This is a genomic window from Kitasatospora sp. NPDC048365 (assembly GCF_043200835.1).
In the GTDB taxonomy this organism is placed as follows: domain Bacteria; phylum Actinomycetota; class Actinomycetes; order Streptomycetales; family Streptomycetaceae; genus Kitasatospora; species Kitasatospora terrestris.
The window spans coordinates 289,010-303,513 of the sequence record NZ_JBICYJ010000002.1 but is presented as its reverse complement, the minus strand read 5'-3'; the positions used below and the strand labels follow the sequence as shown (position 1 = coordinate 303,513).

Below are 14,504 nucleotides of genomic sequence, written 5' to 3'. Positions count from 1 at the left end.
GACCACACGATGACCGACGACCACGTCTACCTCTCCCTCTCCGAGGCGGGCGCCGAGCCGGAGGGCGAGGCCCGCTGGGCCTACGGCACCGGGTTCACCGACCCGCTGCTCGGCGTCGACACCGCCCTGCCGGCGGGTGTGGACGGCGAGGACCTCGCCGCGTACTGCCGGATGCTCGGCGACGACGCCCTGGTGCTCGCCCAGCGGCTGATCGAGTGGGTCACCCGCGCGCCCGAGCTGGAGGAGGAGGTGGCGCTCGCCAACCTCGGCCTCGACCTGCTCGGCCAGGCCCGCCACCTGCTCACCCGTTCGGGCCAGGCGGACGGCAGCGGCCGCACCGAGGACGACCTCGCGTACCTGCGCGAGGACCACGAGTTCCGCAACGTCCGGCTGGTCGAGCTGGAGAACGGCGACTTCGCCGAGTGCGTGGCCCGGCTGCTGCTCTTCGCCACCGCCCGGCACGCGCTCTACCTCCGGCTCGCCGACCACCCGGACCGGGTGCTCGCCGCGATCGCCGCGCGCGGCGTCAAGGAGCTGGCGTACCACCGCGAGTACGCCGAGTCCTGGGTGCTGCGGCTCGGCGACGGCACCGCGTACTCGCACCGGCGGATGCAGGACGCGCTGGACGCGCTCTGGCCCTGGCTGGACGAGCTGTTCACCCCGCACGAGGTCGAACTGCGGCTCGGCGTCGACCCGTCCGAGCTCCGCGAGCCGGTGCTCGCCGCACTCGGCGCCGTCGTCACCGAGGCCACCCTGACCGTGCCCGAGGCCCAGCCGCGCGCCTACGTCAACGGCCGGGCCGGACGGCACGGCGTGCACACCGAGGCGCTCGGCCCGATGCTCGCCGAGCTCCAGGTGGTGGCCCGGGCCCACCCGGGGGCGACGTGGTGAGCGTGCTGAGCCGAAACCGGGCCTGGGAGGTCGCGGCCGCCGTGCCCGACCCCGAACTGCCCATGCTCACCCTCGCCGACCTCGGCATCCTCGCCGAGGTCAGCGAGCAGGACGGCGCGGTGACCGCCTGGATCACCCCCACCTACTCCGGCTGCCCGGCCGTCGCCGAGATGGCCGCCGACGTCGACGCCCGGCTGCGCGCCGCCGGCTACCACGAGGTCGCCGTCCGGCTGCGGCTCGACCCGCCGTGGTCCACCGACCTGATCAGCGCCGAGGGCCGGCGCAAGCTCGCCGAGGCCGGCATCGCACCGCCGACCGCCGGCACCGCACCGCCGGCCGCCGGCGGACTGCTCCGGCTCGGGCCCACCCGGCGGGTGGTGACCTGCCCGCAGTGCGGGTCCCAGGACACCGAGGAGCTGTCCCGCTTCGGCTCCACCGCCTGCAAGTCGCTCTGGCGCTGCCGCAGTTGCCGCGAACCCTTCGACCGGATCAAGGAGATCTGATGGCCGTCCGCCGACCGACGTTCCACGAGCTGCGGATCGCGGCCCTGGAGCCGCTGTGCGAGGACGCCGTCGCCGTCACCTTCGCCGTCCCCGACGCCCTCGCCGAGGACTTCGCCTTCCTCCCCGGCCAGACCCTCACCCTGCGGCGGATCGTCGACGACGCCGACGAGCGCCGCTCGTACTCGCTCTGCTCACCGGTCGGCGGGCCGCTGCGGATCGCCGTCCGCGAGGTGCCCGGCGGGCTGTTCTCGCGCTGGCTGGTGCGCGACGCCCAGGTCGGCGAGAGCATCGAAGTCCTGCCGCCCTCCGGCCTGTTCAGCCCCTCGCTGGACACCCCGGCCTCGCACGTGCTGATCGCCGCGGGCTCCGGCATCACCCCGATGCTCTCCATTGCCGGATCCGTCCTCGACGCCCACCCCTCGTCGCGGGTCGCCCTGCTGTACGGCAACCGGCGCAGCGACACCGTGATGTTCGCCGACGAGCTCGCCGACCTGAAGGACCGCCACCTCGACCGGTTCCAGCTCGTCCACGTGCTCTCCCGGGAGAGCCGCGACGCCGAACTGCTCAGCGGCCGCCTCGACCCGGACCGGCTCAAGGCCCTGCTCGCCGACCTCGTCGGGGTCGACGGCAGCGACCACTACTGGCTCTGCGGCCCCTACGGCATGGTCACCGGCGCCCGCGAGGTCCTCACCGAACTGGGCGTACCCGCCGAGCGGGTGCACCAGGAACTCTTCCACGCCGAGGACGAACCGGTCGCCGAACGGGTCGAGGCCGAAGTGGACGGCGAGGCCAGCGAGGTCACCGTCGTCCTCGACGGCCGGGCCAGCACCCTCAGCCTGCCCCGCGACCGCTCCATCCTGGACGGCGCCCAGCGCTCCCGCCCCGACCTGCCGTTCGCCTGCAAGGGCGGCGTCTGCGGCACCTGCCGCGCCCTGGTCTGCGACGGCGAGGTCGAGATGCGCCGCAACTTCGCCTTGGAGGAGAAGGAACTCGCCGCCGGCTACGTCCTCACCTGCCAGGCCCGCCCCCTCACCGACAAGGTCACCGTCGACTACGACCGCTAGGTCTTTCCTACGGCGGGGGGATCGGGCCGGGGGCCGGGGCGGAGGTGGGGTGCCAGGTGCTGCCGTCGGGCAGGTTCTGGCGCCCGCCGAGCAGGTAGTCGATGCCGTCCTCGAACTCGATCTCCCACCCGCCGTCGGCGAGGGCCTGCCGGAACGCCGCCTTGACGGTGTCGCTCAGCGGGTACACGCCGGCCAGCAGCCACTCGTCCGGGCCCCGGTCGAAGAGGTGCCGGACCAGCAGGACGTGCTCGCGGTCGAGCGTCGATTCGGTGTGCAACTCCTCGCCGCGCCAGCCCTCCAGCTCCCAGAGCACGTTCCGGCCGTCGGCGAACGGATAGTCGTCGATCATGGCGTCGAGCCTACTGGTCGGACCCCGGCCGGAACCGACTCGGCCGGGGCGGCGGCGGTCCGCGGGTCGCCGAGGAGTTCGACGATCGCGTCGACCGGCAGCTCCTGGTCGCCCCGGGCGACGCCGCGCTCGGTCAGCCGTCGACTACGACCGCCGAGCCGCCGGATAGGCTCCGCGCATGATCGACGGGACGCGCTGGACCGGGATACGCGAGCGCTGGCTGCCGTTCGCTCCGCGACGGGGCTTCTGGCGCCCGCGGCCCTGGCTCGCGCAGCCGCTCACCGAGCGGCAGGTGGCCGCGGCCGAGGCGGAGCACGGCATCCGGCTGCCCGCCGACTACCGGTCCTTCCTGCTGGAGGTCGCGGCCGGCGGCCCGGGCCTCGCCACCCTCCAGGAGACCCCGAGGGGGTGGCGCTGGTACGGCCCCGGGATCTCCACCGACGTGAGCACGTTGGCGAAGCCCTTCCCGCTCCCCGACAGCTGCTCGCCGGAGCTGCGCGACGTGCTCGCCCGCGAGCCCGGATCGCCGAACTGTCCGCCCGAACTGTGGCTCTCCGAGGACGAGTTCGAGCGCGCCTTCGTCAATGCGTTCGATGACGAACTGGGGTCCGGTGTCATCGAGCTGGCCGCCTACGGCCACGGCCCGATGCCGGTGCTGCTGGTGGTCACCGGGCCCGAGCGCGGCACGATGTGGGCCGACCGGCGCGGCATCCACTGCGACGTGGTGCCGCTGCGCAACGAGAAGGGGCAGCAGATCGGCTTCGCCGAGTGGTTCAGGGAGCGGCTGCGGTGCGGGGAGAACCGAGCCCCTCAGACTCCGAGCTGGGAAGCCTCCGCGGGGACGCCGAAGGTCTGGGCGCCGGGCCCGGTCCGAGCGCCCAGCAGTTCGACGATCTCGTTGACGGCGGCGCGGCCGGCTCGGTTGGCGCCGACGGTGGAGGCGGAGGGGCCGTAGCCGACCAGGTGGATGCGGGGGTCGGCGGTGGCGCGGGTGCCGTCCACCCGGATGCCGCCGCCGGGTTCGCGCAGGCCCAGCGGGGCGAGGTGGGTCGTCTCGGCGCGGAAGCCGGTCGCCCAGACGATCGCGTCGACCGGCAGCTCCTGGTCGCCCCAGGCGACGCCGTGCTCGGTCAGCCGGTCGAACACGGGCCGCCGCTGCAGCACCCCGAGCTGCTCCGCGCGCCGGTACGCGACGCTCGGACCGAGCCCGGTCACGCTCACCACGCTGCGCACCGGCAGCCCCTGCCGGACCCGCTTCTCCACCTCGGCGACCACCGCGCGCCCGTACTCGGGAGTGAACGGCCCCTCGTGGAAGACGGGTTCGCTGCGGGTGACCCACACCGTCTCGGCGACGCCGCCGAGTTCGGAGAGCACCTGGATCGCCGACGCCCCGCCGCCGACCACCACCACGCGCTGTCCGGCGAAGGACTCCGGCCCCCGGTAGTCGGCGTAGTGCAGCTGCCGCCCGGCGAAGTGCCCCGGGTAGTGCGGGAGGAAGGGCCTGCTCCAGGTCCCGGTGGCGTTGATCAGGGCGCGGGCCGTCCACCGGCCGGCGTCGGTGTCCACCAGCAGCCGCCCGTCGGGCAGTGACCGCACCGCCCGGACCCGGACCGGCCGGACCACCGGCAGGGCGTGCTTCGCCTCGTACGCGGCGAAGTACCCGGGCACCACCTCGCGGGCGGGCGCCTGCGGGTCGGTCGGCGGCAGCTCGAAGTCCGGCAGGTCGTGGAAGCCGTGCACGGTCGCCATCCGCAGGGACGGCGAGCGGTGCGCCCACGCGCCGCCGGGCGTCGCGTCGGCGTCCAGCACCACGTAGCCGGTGTACGGCGCGAAGCCGCGCCGTCGCAGGTGGTACGCGGCCGACAGGCCGGCCTGGCCGGCGCCGATCACCACCACGTCCACCGGACGGGGCGCGGAACCTTCTGTTGCACCGTAAACAGTCACGGTGGTGAAACATCGCGGCCGGGTCGGCTGTTCCCGGGCAGCCGCCCGGGTCAGTGCCCCAGGGCCGCCTGCACGGCGCGGACCAGCCGCTCCGGGCCGTCCGGCAGGTGGGTGAGGAACAGGCGCGGCTCGGTCAGCTCCAGCTCGATCAGCACCGGCGAACCGTCCTCGGTGCGCACCAGGTCCACCCGGGCGTACAGCAGCTCCGCCCGCTCCGGCACGGCGGCCAGCACCTGTTCGGCCACCGCCAGCTGGTCGGCGTCCGGCTCGCGCACCGCGTCCTCGAACCCGACCTCGCCGGAGAGCATCGGCCGCCGCCGGATCGCGTGGCTGAACCGCCCGCCCAGGAACAGCAGCGAGGTCTCGCCCTCCCGCTCCACCATCGGCAGGTACGGCTGCACCATCGCGGTGCGGCCCGCAGCCGTCAGCGTCCGGACGTGCGCGAGCGCCTCGGCGCGGTCCGTGGTGCGCACGGTGTCCCGTGCGCCCGAGGAGACGGTCGGCTTCACCACCAGCTCCGGCCACGGCGCGAAGCCCTCACCGGCGCCCCCGCCGATCTCGTCGCCGGGCGCCGCCCAGGCGGTCGGCACCACCGGCACGCCCGCCTCGGCGAGCGCCCGCAGGTACGTCTTGTCGGTGTTGCGCTCCAGCACCGGCACCGGATTGGCCAGCCGGGTCACCGCGGCGACCTTCTCCGCCCACGCCAGGAACGCGGGCCGGTCGAGGATGTAGTCCCACGGGCTGCGCACCACCACGAGCGCGAACCGGCCCCAGTCGACCGACCCGTCCCGCCAGTCGACCGCCTCCGCCGGCACCCCGAGCCGCTCGAACGCGGCCAGCACCGCCGACAGCTCGGGATCCTCGATCAGCCCACTGGTCACGTAGGCCACGGGCAGGGTGCTGCTGGTCACGGAGTCTCCCGAACGCTGGTCACTTGATCACCAGCTGCCGACCCTCCTTCCCGACCCGCGCCCGTGTCAACCGGTTTCCGCAGGTCGGGAGGGGTCGGGGGGTCAGCCGACCGGGGAGATCACCGCGGCGGTGCCGTAGGCGCAGATCTCCGTCCCCAGGTCGGCCGCCTCCGTCACGTCGAACCGCATCATCAGGACCGCGTTGCCGCCGCGCGCCCGGGTCTGCTCGACCAGCCGCTCCATCGCCTGGTTGCGGCTCTCGACCAGGGTCTTGGTCAGGCCCTTGAGCTCACCGCCCATCAGGGACTTGAAACCGGCACCGATCTGCGAGCCGATGTGCCGGCTGCGCACGGTCAGGCCGAAGACCTCGCCGATCACCCGGTCGACCCGGTGGCCCGGCACGTCGTTGGTGGTCACCACCAGGACACTGTCCGACGGGCGCTGCCCGCCGCCGTACTCGTCGATGTTGCTCATTCCCCCACCCTGCGGGACGGCGGGTGGTTCGGAGCGCCCGACGCGCCGGGCGGGGCGGCGCGCCGCCCGGGCCGACCACAGCTCAGTCCGCCGGTCAGTGGACTCGCCGTGCCGCGTTCTGCAAACCTTGTCGCATGGGCGAGCGAAGCGATCATCCGCAGGGGCCGGGCGCCACCGAGAACTCCGGTGCGCAGGAGATCGAGGCGACCGTGGTGCTCGGCATCCGGATCACCGACTGGCCGGCGCTGCGCGCAGCCGCCCGCGCCGCCGTCGAGGACCTCGACTTCGCCGGGATCGACCCGGCCGGGCAGCGCGAGGAACTCCTGCGCGAGGTCTCCGAGGACCCCAACGCGGCACTCGGGGCCCTCCTCCACCCCGATCGGCTGGTCGCCGCCATCCCCGGCATCGAGGCGCTCGGCGGCACCCTGGAGATCAGCGTCACCGACGACTTCGCCCCCGACTTCGCGGAACTCTTCCCGCTGGAGAGCGAGGACGGCGACAGCGGCGACTGGACCCTCACCCCGCGCACCGCCTGCCTGCTGCACACCCAGCTGATCGGCCTCGCCGACGCCGCCTACGACGACCTGGAAGAACACGGCGACGACCCCGTCACCGACGAGGACGAGGGCGACTGGACCGTCTTCGGGCGGCTCCCCGCCCGCACCTGGCACCTCCACCGGGGCTGGCGCCGCGCCCTCGCCCGTACCTTCGACGACCTCGCCGACGACCTCGCCCTCGGCGAATGGCCGCTGCCCCGCTGCCTCGCCGAGGAGATCGCGCTGCGCCTCGCGCTCAGCGACGCCCGCGCCCTGCTCGGCGCCCAGCCCGAGTCCGTCGCCGACATGATGGGCGACCTGCCCGCCGACCTGTACGACTACGACTGGGACGGCTGCGCCGACGAACTCTTCGGCGTCTTCGGCCCCGACGACGGCGACCCCGACCTCAGTACCGCCCAGCGGACCGAGGCGCTGCTCGCCGCGACCCACCCCGAGGGCTGGTTCCTGCCGTACGAGGACGCGGAGGAGCGGGACACCGGGCGCGGCTACCGGCGCTGAGCCACCGGGAGGGCCGGGAGGGCCGGCAGGGGCGGAGCTGGCATGCTGGTGGGGTGAGTTCACCGTTCGATGACCCGGCCGCCGCCCCCGCCCCCGACTCGCGCGACGCCAAGGAGCAGTACGTGCTCCCGCTGGTCGTCCGGCTGGAGCGGACCGACCCGCCCGCCCGCACCGACGCGCTGGAGACCTCGGCGCGGGCCGTCCTGACGCTGCTCGCGGACCCCCGGGTCACCGACGACGGCGGCGAGTGGGCCGAGCGGGTCGACGCCTGGGAGGACGCCCGGATCCGGAAGGTCGTCCGGCGGGCCCGCGGCGGCGAGTGGCGCAAGGCCGGCGAGCTGCCCGGCATCACCGTGGCCGGGGAGGGCGCGGAGGTCCGGGTGTTCCCACCGGTGCCGCTGGACGGGTGGCCCAAGGAGCTCGCCAAGCTGCAGGTGTCCGGCACCGACCTGGACGACCCGGCGGAACCCGGCCCGGTCCCGGACGGGACGCCGGTGCTGTGGCTCAACCCGGAGGTCGGGATGAGCGCCGGCAAGGCGATGGCGCAGACCGGGCACGCGGCGCAGCTCGCCTGGTGGCGGCTGGACGGGGCGCAGCGCAAGGAGTGGGCGGAGAGCGGCTTCGCGCTCGCCGTCCGCACCGCGACGGCCGAGGCCTGGGCGGAACTGACGGCGAGCGGGTTGCCGCTCGTCCGCGACGCGGGCTTCACCGAGATCGCCCCGGGCAGTTGCACGGTCGTCGCCGACCACCCGGCGCTCCGGTGACCACGCCCTAGCTGTCCTTGTGCCGGAGGACGCGCAGTCCGCCGTAGGCGGCGAGGGCGGTCCAGCACAGCATCACCAGGAGCCCGGTGGTGTGGCCGATCGGGATGTCGGGGTTCTCGCCGAGGCGCAGGGCGTGGAGCCCGGCGCGGTCGGGGAGGATCCAGGCGACTTCCCGCAGGCCCGGCAGGGCGCTGAGGATCGTGGTGCCGAGGAAGAGCATCGGCGTGAGCAGTCCCATCGCGGCGGTGAGGTTGCGCAGCATGGTGGTGAGGCCGAGGCAGAGGACCACCAGCAGCGGGTGGTAGAGGACGCCGGCGACGAGGGCGCGGACGGCGCCGGGGCGGCCGAGGTCGAGTCCGACGGTGCCGGCGGTGGCGAGGGCGGAGCCGGCGACGGTGACCAGGCCGACGGCGAGGCCGAGGCCGGCGCCGATCAGGAGCTTGCCGCGGTAGAACCGGGTGCGGTCGGGGACGGCGGTGAGCGAGGTGCGGACGGTGCCGGTGGCGTACTCCTGGCCGATCAGCAGGATGCCGAGGCAGGCGACCGCGACCTGGCCGAAGTTGAGGCCGTAGTAGAGGCCCACCATCGGGTCCTCGGTGAGCGAGGTGTCGACCTTGCCGTAGGCGATCTGGACGGCGGTGGTGATGCCGACGCTGAGGACGGCGGCGAGCAGCGGAGTGGTCCAGAGCGGGCGCAGGGTGGTGACCTTGACCCACTCGGCGCGCAGGGGGTGGGTGGTGGCGGTCATGCCGTCACCGCCCGGTACTCGACGGCGTCCGCGGTCATGCGCATGAAAGCGTCCTCCAGGGAGTCGTGCCGGACGGAGAGTTCGACGAGGGTGACCCGGTGCGCGGCGGCGAGGGCGCCGAGCGCCTCGGGGTCGGTGTCGGCGACGTCGTAGGCGCCGCCGGCGACGGGTTCGGCGGTGAGGCCGTTGGCGCGCAGGAGCTCGGCGAGGGCGGCCGGGTCGATCGCCCGGACGCGGACCCGGCGGCGGCCGTGGCTGTGCAGGAAGTCCTCGGTGCTGGTGTCGGCGAGCAGCCGGCCGCGGCCGATGACCACCAATTGGTCGGCGGTCTGCGCCATCTCGCCCATCAGGTGGGAGGAGATGAGCACGGCCCGGCCCTCGGAGGCGAGGCCGCGCAGCAGGGTGCGGATCCACCGGATGCCCTCGGGGTCGAGGCCGTTGACCGGCTCGTCGAGCAGCAGGGCGGCCGGGTCGCCGAGCAGGGCGGCGGCGAGGCCCAGGCGTTGGCGCATGCCGAGGGAGAAGCGGCGGATCCGCCGGCCGGCGGCGTCGGCGAGGCCGACCTGGGCGAGGACCTCGTCGACCCGGCGGGCGGAGAGACCGTTGCTCGCGGCGAGCCAGCGCAGGTGGCCGCGGGCGGTGCGGCCGCCGTGCACCGCGTCGGCGTCCAGCAGGGCGCCCACCCGGCGCAGCGGGTCGGCGAGTTCGGCGTACGGGCGGCCGTCGATCAGGGCCTCGCCGGAGGTCGGCCGGTCCAGGCCGAGCAGCAGGCGCAGGGTGGTGGACTTCCCGGCGCCGTTCGGGCCGAGGAAGCCGGTCACCCGGCCGGGTTCGACCCGGAAGTCGAGCCGGTCGACGACGGTGGCCCCGCCGTACGTCTTGGTGAGCGAGCGGACCTCGATCACGGGCTGCCTCCCCTGGTTGCGGTTGATGCCCCGAGTCAACCCGGCGGGGCGGGTCCGGCGGATCCCGCCGGGGAGTGGACCGGCTCCCTCCCGGGAGGGAGCCGCCGGCGGAGGGGCCGCTGGCAGGATGGGGGGATGCCCGTGATCTTCGCCTCGCTGTTCCGCCCGGTCACCTACTCGCGCTGGCTGCACCTGTTGATCGGTTGGGTCTTCGCCGGGGTGGTGTTGCTGGTCTACCCCGGGACGGAGGGGTTGTCCGTCGTTCGGGTGGTGGTGCTCAGCGCGGCGGTGGACTCGGTCCTGTTGACCGCGGTCGCGATGATCCCGGCGATGCGCCGGGCGGAGGGCGTGCAGGCGCGGCTCCTGCTGGTGCCGGAGCGGGAGGAGTCGATCGGTGCGGCGCCGTCGGCGAGTTGGCGGGACCGGGCGCGGACCGCGCTGTGGCTGATCGCCCGGGTCGGGCTCGGCTTCGCGGTGGGGATGTCGACGGTCGGCGTGCTGACCTTCGGCGCGTCGCTGGTGCGGCCGTCGGTGGGTACGGGCGCGCTGCTGCTGCCGGTGCTGGCGTTCGCCCTGTTGTGGCTGGTCGTCTTCGCGGGGCGGCTGCAACTGTGGCTGGCACAGAAGCTGTTGGGCCCGTCGGCGGCGGAGCGGCTGGCCGAGGCCGAGCTGCGCGCCGAGCGGCTGCTCGAACGCAACCGGCTGGCCCGGGAGTTGCACGACTCGATCGGCCACGCGCTGACCGTGACGGTGCTGCAGGCGGGCGCGGCCCGGGAGGTCGCCGATCCGGCGTTCCGGGAGCGGGCGCTGGAGGCGATCGAGACGGTCGGGCGGCGGGCGATGGAGGACCTGGAACGGATGCTGGTCCTGCTGCGCGAAGCGCCGGACGCGGTGCCCGCCGAACAGCCGGGCATCGACCGGGTCGGGGAACTCCTCGAAGGGGCGCGGGCGGCGGGCAGCCCGATCGAGGCCGACGTGGCGGTACGCGGCGCCGAGTTGCCCGGCGTGCTGTCGCGGGAGGCGTACCGGATCGTCCAGGAGGGCGTCACCAACGCGCTCAAGCACGCGCCCGGCGCGCCGATCCGGGTACGCGCCCGGGTGGAGGACGAGACGCTGGTGCTGAGCTGCCGCAACGTGCTGGTCGGCGGCGGCCGCAAGGGCGGCGGGAAGGGCCTGCGCGGGATCCGGGAGCGGGCGGTGCTGCTCGGCGGTGACGCGACGAGTGAAGCGGTCGACGGGGAGTGGGTGCTGCGGGTGCGGCTGCCGGTACGGTTGGCCGGATGACGATGATCAAGGTTCTGCTGGTCGACGACGAGGAACTGGTCCGAGCCGGGCTGCGGGCGGTGCTGGAGGCCCAGGACGGCATCACCGTGGTCGGCGAGGCCGGCGACGGCGCGGACGTCCCCGCGATGGTCCGGTCGACGGAACCCGACGTGGTGCTGATGGACGTCCGGATGCCCGGCGTCGACGGGCTCACCGCGACCCGGTCGCTGGTCGCGGGCGGCGGCCCCGGCGGCGGACCCGCGCCGAAGGTGCTGGTGGTCACCACCTTCGAGAACGACGACTACGTGTACGAGGCGCTGCGGGCCGGCGCGGACGGGTTCCTGCTCAAGCGGACCCGGCCGGCGGAGATCGTCCAGGCGGTCAGGACCGTCGTGGCGGGGGAGTCGCTGCTGTTCCCGGCCGCGATCCGGCAGCTGGCCGGCGGCCGGGCCGACCGGGCGGCCGCCGAGGCGATGGTCCGGGCCGCACTCACCGCCCGGGAGGCGGAAGTGCTCCGGCTGATGGCCCGCGGCCTGTCCAACGCCGAGATCGGGGAACAGCTGTACCTCGGCGTGCAGACGGTCAAGACCCACGTCAGCAGCGTGCTCGGCAAACTCGGCGCCCGCGACCGCACCCAGGCGGTCATCGCGGCGTACGAGTCCGGCTTCGTCGACGCGAGGGGCTGAGCTCAGGCCGGGTAGGCGTGGGTCTGGGCGGCCTTCACGGCGGCCCACACCTCGGTGCCCGGCGCGAGGTCGAGCTCGGCGGCCGCGGCGGGGGTGAGGTCGGCCAGCAGCGGGACGTCCCCGGTGAGGTCCACGCGGACCTGGTCGCCGTGCAGGTCGAGGCCGGCGACGGTGAGCCGCCAGACGTTGCGGGCGCTCGACTCGGGGCGGCCGCGGTGCAGCGTCACCGCGGCGGGCGGGAACGCCACGAACGCCTCGCCGGTCAGCTCCTCCGTGGTGAACAGCTCCTGGCCGTCCGGCAGTTCGACGCGATGGCCGGCGGCGGTCCCGCGGTACAGGTTGAGACCGACGAGACGGGCGATGTAGTCGGTGCGCGGCCGCCGGGAGATCTCCGCGGGAGCGCCCGCCTGGACCACCCGGCCCTCCTCGATCACCACCAGCCGGTCGGCCAGCACCATCGCGTCCAGCGGGTCGTGGGTGACCAGCACCGCCATCGCCTCGAACTCGGCGAGGTGACGGCGCAGCCCCGCCCGGACCTCCAGCCGGGTCCGGGCGTCGAGCGCGGCGAGCGGCTCGTCCAGCAGCAGCAGCCGCGGGCGGACCGCGAGCGCGCGGGCCAGCGCCACGCGCTGCGCCTGGCCGCCGGACAGCGCGGACGGGCGGGCGCCGGCCCGGTCGGTGAGACCCATCCGCTCCAGCCACGGCAGGGCGAGCGCGCGGGCCTCGCGACGGCGGTGGCCCCGGCAGCGCAGGCCGAAGGCGATGTTGTCGAGCGCGGACAGGTGCGGGAAGAGCAGGTAGTCCTGGAAGACGACGCCGACGGGACGGTGCTCGGCGGGCGTGTGCACGCCCGCCGCCGGGTCCTCCAGGGTGGCGTCGTCCAGCCGCAGGTGCCCGCCGGTCAGCGGCAACAGCCCGGCGAGCGCCCGCAACGCCGTCGACTTCCCGGCCCCGTTCGGCCCGAGCAGCGCGACCACCTCCCCGGCCCGCGCACTCAGCGGCAGGTCCAGGTGGAACCCCTCACGGGACACTTGCAGATGAGCATCAAGCATGGACAGAGGCTTTCCGACGACGGGACGCACAACGACAGGGGCTCGGGGAACTGCGAGGCCGACCACGGGATCGGGTACCCATGTGCGCGGGGCCGACCACGGGCGTGGCTACGGACCTCGTGTGCCCCATCAACCGGTCCAGCGGCCGCGGAGGGTGGCGAGGACGGTGATGGAGACGGCGAGCAGGACGAGGCTGAGGGCGATCGCGGCCTCGGGTTCGGACTCCATGGCGAGGTAGACGGCGAGCGGCATGGTCTGGGTGCGTCCGGGGAAGTTGCCGGCGAAGGTGATCGTCGCGCCGAACTCGCCGAGCGCGCGGGCCCAGGCGAGGACCGCACCGGCGCCGATGCCGGGGGCGACCAGCGGGAGGGTGACCCGCCGGAACGCGGTGAGGCGGCTCGCGCCGAGGGTGGCGGCGGCCTCCTCGTAGCGGGGGTCGGCGGCACGCAGCGCGCCCTCGACGCTGATCACCAGGAACGGCATGGCGACGAACGCCTCGGCGACGACCACGCCCGCCGTGGTGAACGGCAGGGTGAGGCCGAACGCGGAGTCCAGCCACCGTCCGACGATGCCGTTGCGGCCGAGGACGAGCAGCAGGGCGACGCCGCCGACCACCGGCGGCAGTACCAGCGGCAGGGTGACGAGCGCCCGGATCAGCCGTCGCCCGGGCACCTCGGTGCGGGCGAGCAGCCAGGCGAGCGGCACCCCGAGCACCATCGAGACGGCCGTCGCGGCGGTGGCGCTGATCAGGGAGAGTCGGAGTGCCTCCCAGACCTCGGGGCTGGCGAGCTGCTCGGGCAGGGCGCTCCAGGGGGCGCGGACCAGCAGGCCGACCAGGGGCAGGACGAGGAAGGCGAGTCCGAGCAGCGCGGGCAGCAGCAGGGCGAGGGGTGGTACCCGGCTGCCGGCCCGGCGCGTGCGTGCGGAGGGTGTCACGGGGTCTGGAAGCCCGCCTCGGCGAGCAGCTTCTTGGCGTCGGCGGACTGGATGTAGCCGACGAAGGCGGCGGCGCCGTTGGCGTTGCCGGCCTTGGCGAGTGCGGCGATCGGGTAGTCGTTGACGGCCGAGGCGGCCTCGGGGAACTCCACGCCGTCGATCTTCGCAGCGTCGGCCTTCACATCGGTCTTGTACACGAGGGAGGCGTCCACCTCGCCGAGCTCGACCTTGGTGAGGGCGCCCTTGACGTCCTGCTCCAGGGTGACCGGGGTGAGCTTCACGCCGGCGGCGTCGAGGGCCTTGTTGGCGGCGGCGCCGCAGGGGACCTCCTTGGCGCACAGGGCGGTCTTGACCCCGGTGAGGTCCTTGAGGCCGGCGATGTGCTTGGGGTTGCCCTTGGGGACGGCGATCTCCAGGGTGTTGCGGACGAACACCTTGGGGTCGCCGGTGGCCGCCTTGGCGTCGGTGACGGTCTTCATGGTGGCCGGGCTGGCGGCGGCGAAGACGTCGGCGGGGGCGCCGCCGACGATCGACTGGGCGAGCGCCGAGCTGCCGCCGAAGTTGAAGGTGACCTTGGTGCCGGGGTACGCGGCCTCGAACTTCTTGCCGAGCTCGGTGAAGGACTCCTTCAGCGAGGCGGCGGCGAACACCGTCACGGTGCCGGAGACGGAAGGGGCGCCGGAGGAGCCGGCCGGAGCGGCGTTGTTGCTGCTGCCGCCGCTGCTGCTGCAGGCCGCGAGGGCGATCGCGGCGGTGGCGGCGGCGGTGGCGGCGAGGATACGGCGTCTGGCGCTGGTCATGACTGCTTCCGTTCTGCGAGGTCGATGGCGATCATAGTGCCGCATCTGCGGTCGGAAAATCCGCTGTTTCATCGCACAGGCCAGCCTGCCCACCTGCATCGGGTCGCATGTGCGAAGGCACCGGCCGAAAACGGGTGGCCGCCCCCGGCGCCCGCCCGC

Annotated in this window: 16 protein-coding genes and 1 pseudogene; 8 read left to right on the top strand and 9 right to left on the bottom strand. The window is 74.4% G+C overall.

The window, feature by feature from the left end; all coding sequences use genetic code 11:
- The first annotated feature begins 9 nt into the window (after positions 1-9).
- From paaC to paaE, 3 genes are read left to right on the top strand one after another with little or no spacing between them, the layout of a single operon-like run.
- On the top strand, positions 10-891 hold the full coding sequence (paaC, locus tag ACGFX4_RS03125; protein ID WP_393069750.1) for a 1,2-phenylacetyl-CoA epoxidase subunit PaaC: 882 nt from the start codon (positions 10-12) through the stop codon (positions 889-891).
- A complete protein-coding gene (gene paaD / locus ACGFX4_RS03120; protein WP_393069748.1) occupies positions 885-1,394 on the top strand; it encodes a 1,2-phenylacetyl-CoA epoxidase subunit PaaD in 510 nt (169 codons plus the stop codon). The genes paaC and paaD overlap by 7 nt, the downstream gene beginning before the upstream one ends.
- The gene (gene paaE / locus ACGFX4_RS03115; protein WP_393069747.1) at positions 1,394-2,458 is read left to right on the top strand and encodes a 1,2-phenylacetyl-CoA epoxidase subunit PaaE; all 1,065 of its coding nucleotides are present in this window, start codon (positions 1,394-1,396) and stop codon (positions 2,456-2,458) included. The genes paaD and paaE overlap by 1 nt, the downstream gene beginning before the upstream one ends.
- 7 nt (positions 2,459-2,465) lie before the next feature.
- On the opposite strand, the gene ACGFX4_RS03110 is transcribed toward paaE, so the two are convergent.
- Positions 2,466-2,807: a hypothetical protein gene (locus ACGFX4_RS03110; RefSeq protein WP_393069746.1), complete on the bottom strand. Its 342-nt coding sequence runs from the start codon at positions 2,805-2,807 to the stop codon at positions 2,466-2,468.
- A 178-nt stretch (positions 2,808-2,985) separates the two neighbouring features.
- Here ACGFX4_RS03110 and ACGFX4_RS03105 point away from each other — a divergent pair.
- Positions 2,986-3,216 (top strand): annotated as a pseudogene (locus ACGFX4_RS03105) (SMI1/KNR4 family protein); the annotation flags it as partial.
- A gap of 401 nt (positions 3,217-3,617) precedes the next feature.
- Here the strand turns inward: ACGFX4_RS03105 and ACGFX4_RS03100 are convergent.
- From ACGFX4_RS03100 to ACGFX4_RS03090, 3 genes are all read right to left on the bottom strand, one after another.
- Positions 3,618-4,709 (bottom strand): FAD-dependent oxidoreductase, encoded by a 1,092-nt coding sequence (locus ACGFX4_RS03100; protein WP_393069744.1) that lies wholly within the window; start codon positions 4,707-4,709, stop codon positions 3,618-3,620.
- A gap of 92 nt (positions 4,710-4,801) precedes the next feature.
- A complete protein-coding gene (locus tag ACGFX4_RS03095) occupies positions 4,802-5,662 on the bottom strand; it encodes a RimK family alpha-L-glutamate ligase (RefSeq protein ID WP_393069743.1) in 861 nt (286 codons plus the stop codon).
- Between the two features lie 102 nt (positions 5,663-5,764).
- Complete coding sequence (locus ACGFX4_RS03090) at positions 5,765-6,136, bottom strand: YbjQ family protein (protein ID WP_393069741.1); 372 nt, start codon at positions 6,134-6,136, stop codon at positions 5,765-5,767.
- Between the two features lie 134 nt (positions 6,137-6,270).
- Between ACGFX4_RS03090 and ACGFX4_RS03085 the strand changes: the two genes are divergently transcribed.
- Positions 6,271-7,191, top strand: coding sequence for a hypothetical protein (locus ACGFX4_RS03085; RefSeq protein WP_393069739.1), 921 nt, complete (start codon positions 6,271-6,273; stop codon positions 7,189-7,191).
- A gap of 53 nt (positions 7,192-7,244) precedes the next feature.
- On the top strand, positions 7,245-7,955 hold the full coding sequence (locus ACGFX4_RS03080) for an aminoacyl-tRNA hydrolase (RefSeq protein ID WP_393069738.1): 711 nt from the start codon (positions 7,245-7,247) through the stop codon (positions 7,953-7,955).
- Between the two features lie 7 nt (positions 7,956-7,962).
- Here the strand turns inward: ACGFX4_RS03080 and ACGFX4_RS03075 are convergent, their stop codons facing one another.
- The gene (locus tag ACGFX4_RS03075) at positions 7,963-8,703 is read right to left on the bottom strand and encodes a hypothetical protein (protein WP_393069737.1); all 741 of its coding nucleotides are present in this window, start codon (positions 8,701-8,703) and stop codon (positions 7,963-7,965) included.
- On the bottom strand, positions 8,700-9,608 hold the full coding sequence (locus ACGFX4_RS03070) for an ATP-binding cassette domain-containing protein (protein WP_393069735.1): 909 nt from the start codon (positions 9,606-9,608) through the stop codon (positions 8,700-8,702). Before ACGFX4_RS03070 ends, ACGFX4_RS03075 begins: the two co-directional genes overlap by 4 nt.
- 135 nt (positions 9,609-9,743) lie before the next feature.
- Between ACGFX4_RS03070 and ACGFX4_RS03065 the strand changes: the two genes are divergently transcribed.
- Positions 9,744-10,892 (top strand): sensor histidine kinase, encoded by a 1,149-nt coding sequence (locus tag ACGFX4_RS03065; RefSeq protein ID WP_393069733.1) that lies wholly within the window; start codon positions 9,744-9,746, stop codon positions 10,890-10,892.
- A complete protein-coding gene (locus ACGFX4_RS03060) occupies positions 10,889-11,557 on the top strand; it encodes a response regulator (RefSeq protein ID WP_393069731.1) in 669 nt (222 codons plus the stop codon). Before ACGFX4_RS03065 ends, ACGFX4_RS03060 begins: the two co-directional genes overlap by 4 nt.
- Positions 11,558-11,559: 2 nt before the next feature.
- Here ACGFX4_RS03060 and ACGFX4_RS03055 read toward each other — a convergent pair whose 3' ends face one another.
- The 3 genes from ACGFX4_RS03055 to modA all read right to left on the bottom strand — a co-directional run bounded on the left by ACGFX4_RS03055 (position 11,560) and on the right by modA (position 14,345).
- Positions 11,560-12,609: an ABC transporter ATP-binding protein gene (locus ACGFX4_RS03055; protein ID WP_393069730.1), complete on the bottom strand. Its 1,050-nt coding sequence runs from the start codon at positions 12,607-12,609 to the stop codon at positions 11,560-11,562.
- Between the two features lie 129 nt (positions 12,610-12,738).
- The gene (locus ACGFX4_RS03050; protein ID WP_393069729.1) at positions 12,739-13,545 is read right to left on the bottom strand and encodes an ABC transporter permease; all 807 of its coding nucleotides are present in this window, start codon (positions 13,543-13,545) and stop codon (positions 12,739-12,741) included.
- Positions 13,542-14,345 carry a molybdate ABC transporter substrate-binding protein gene (modA, locus tag ACGFX4_RS03045; protein WP_393069727.1) on the bottom strand — a complete coding sequence of 268 codons (804 nt, stop codon included), beginning with the start codon at positions 14,343-14,345 and terminating at the stop codon, positions 13,542-13,544. Before modA ends, ACGFX4_RS03050 begins: the two co-directional genes overlap by 4 nt.
- Positions 14,346-14,504 lie beyond the last annotated feature (159 nt).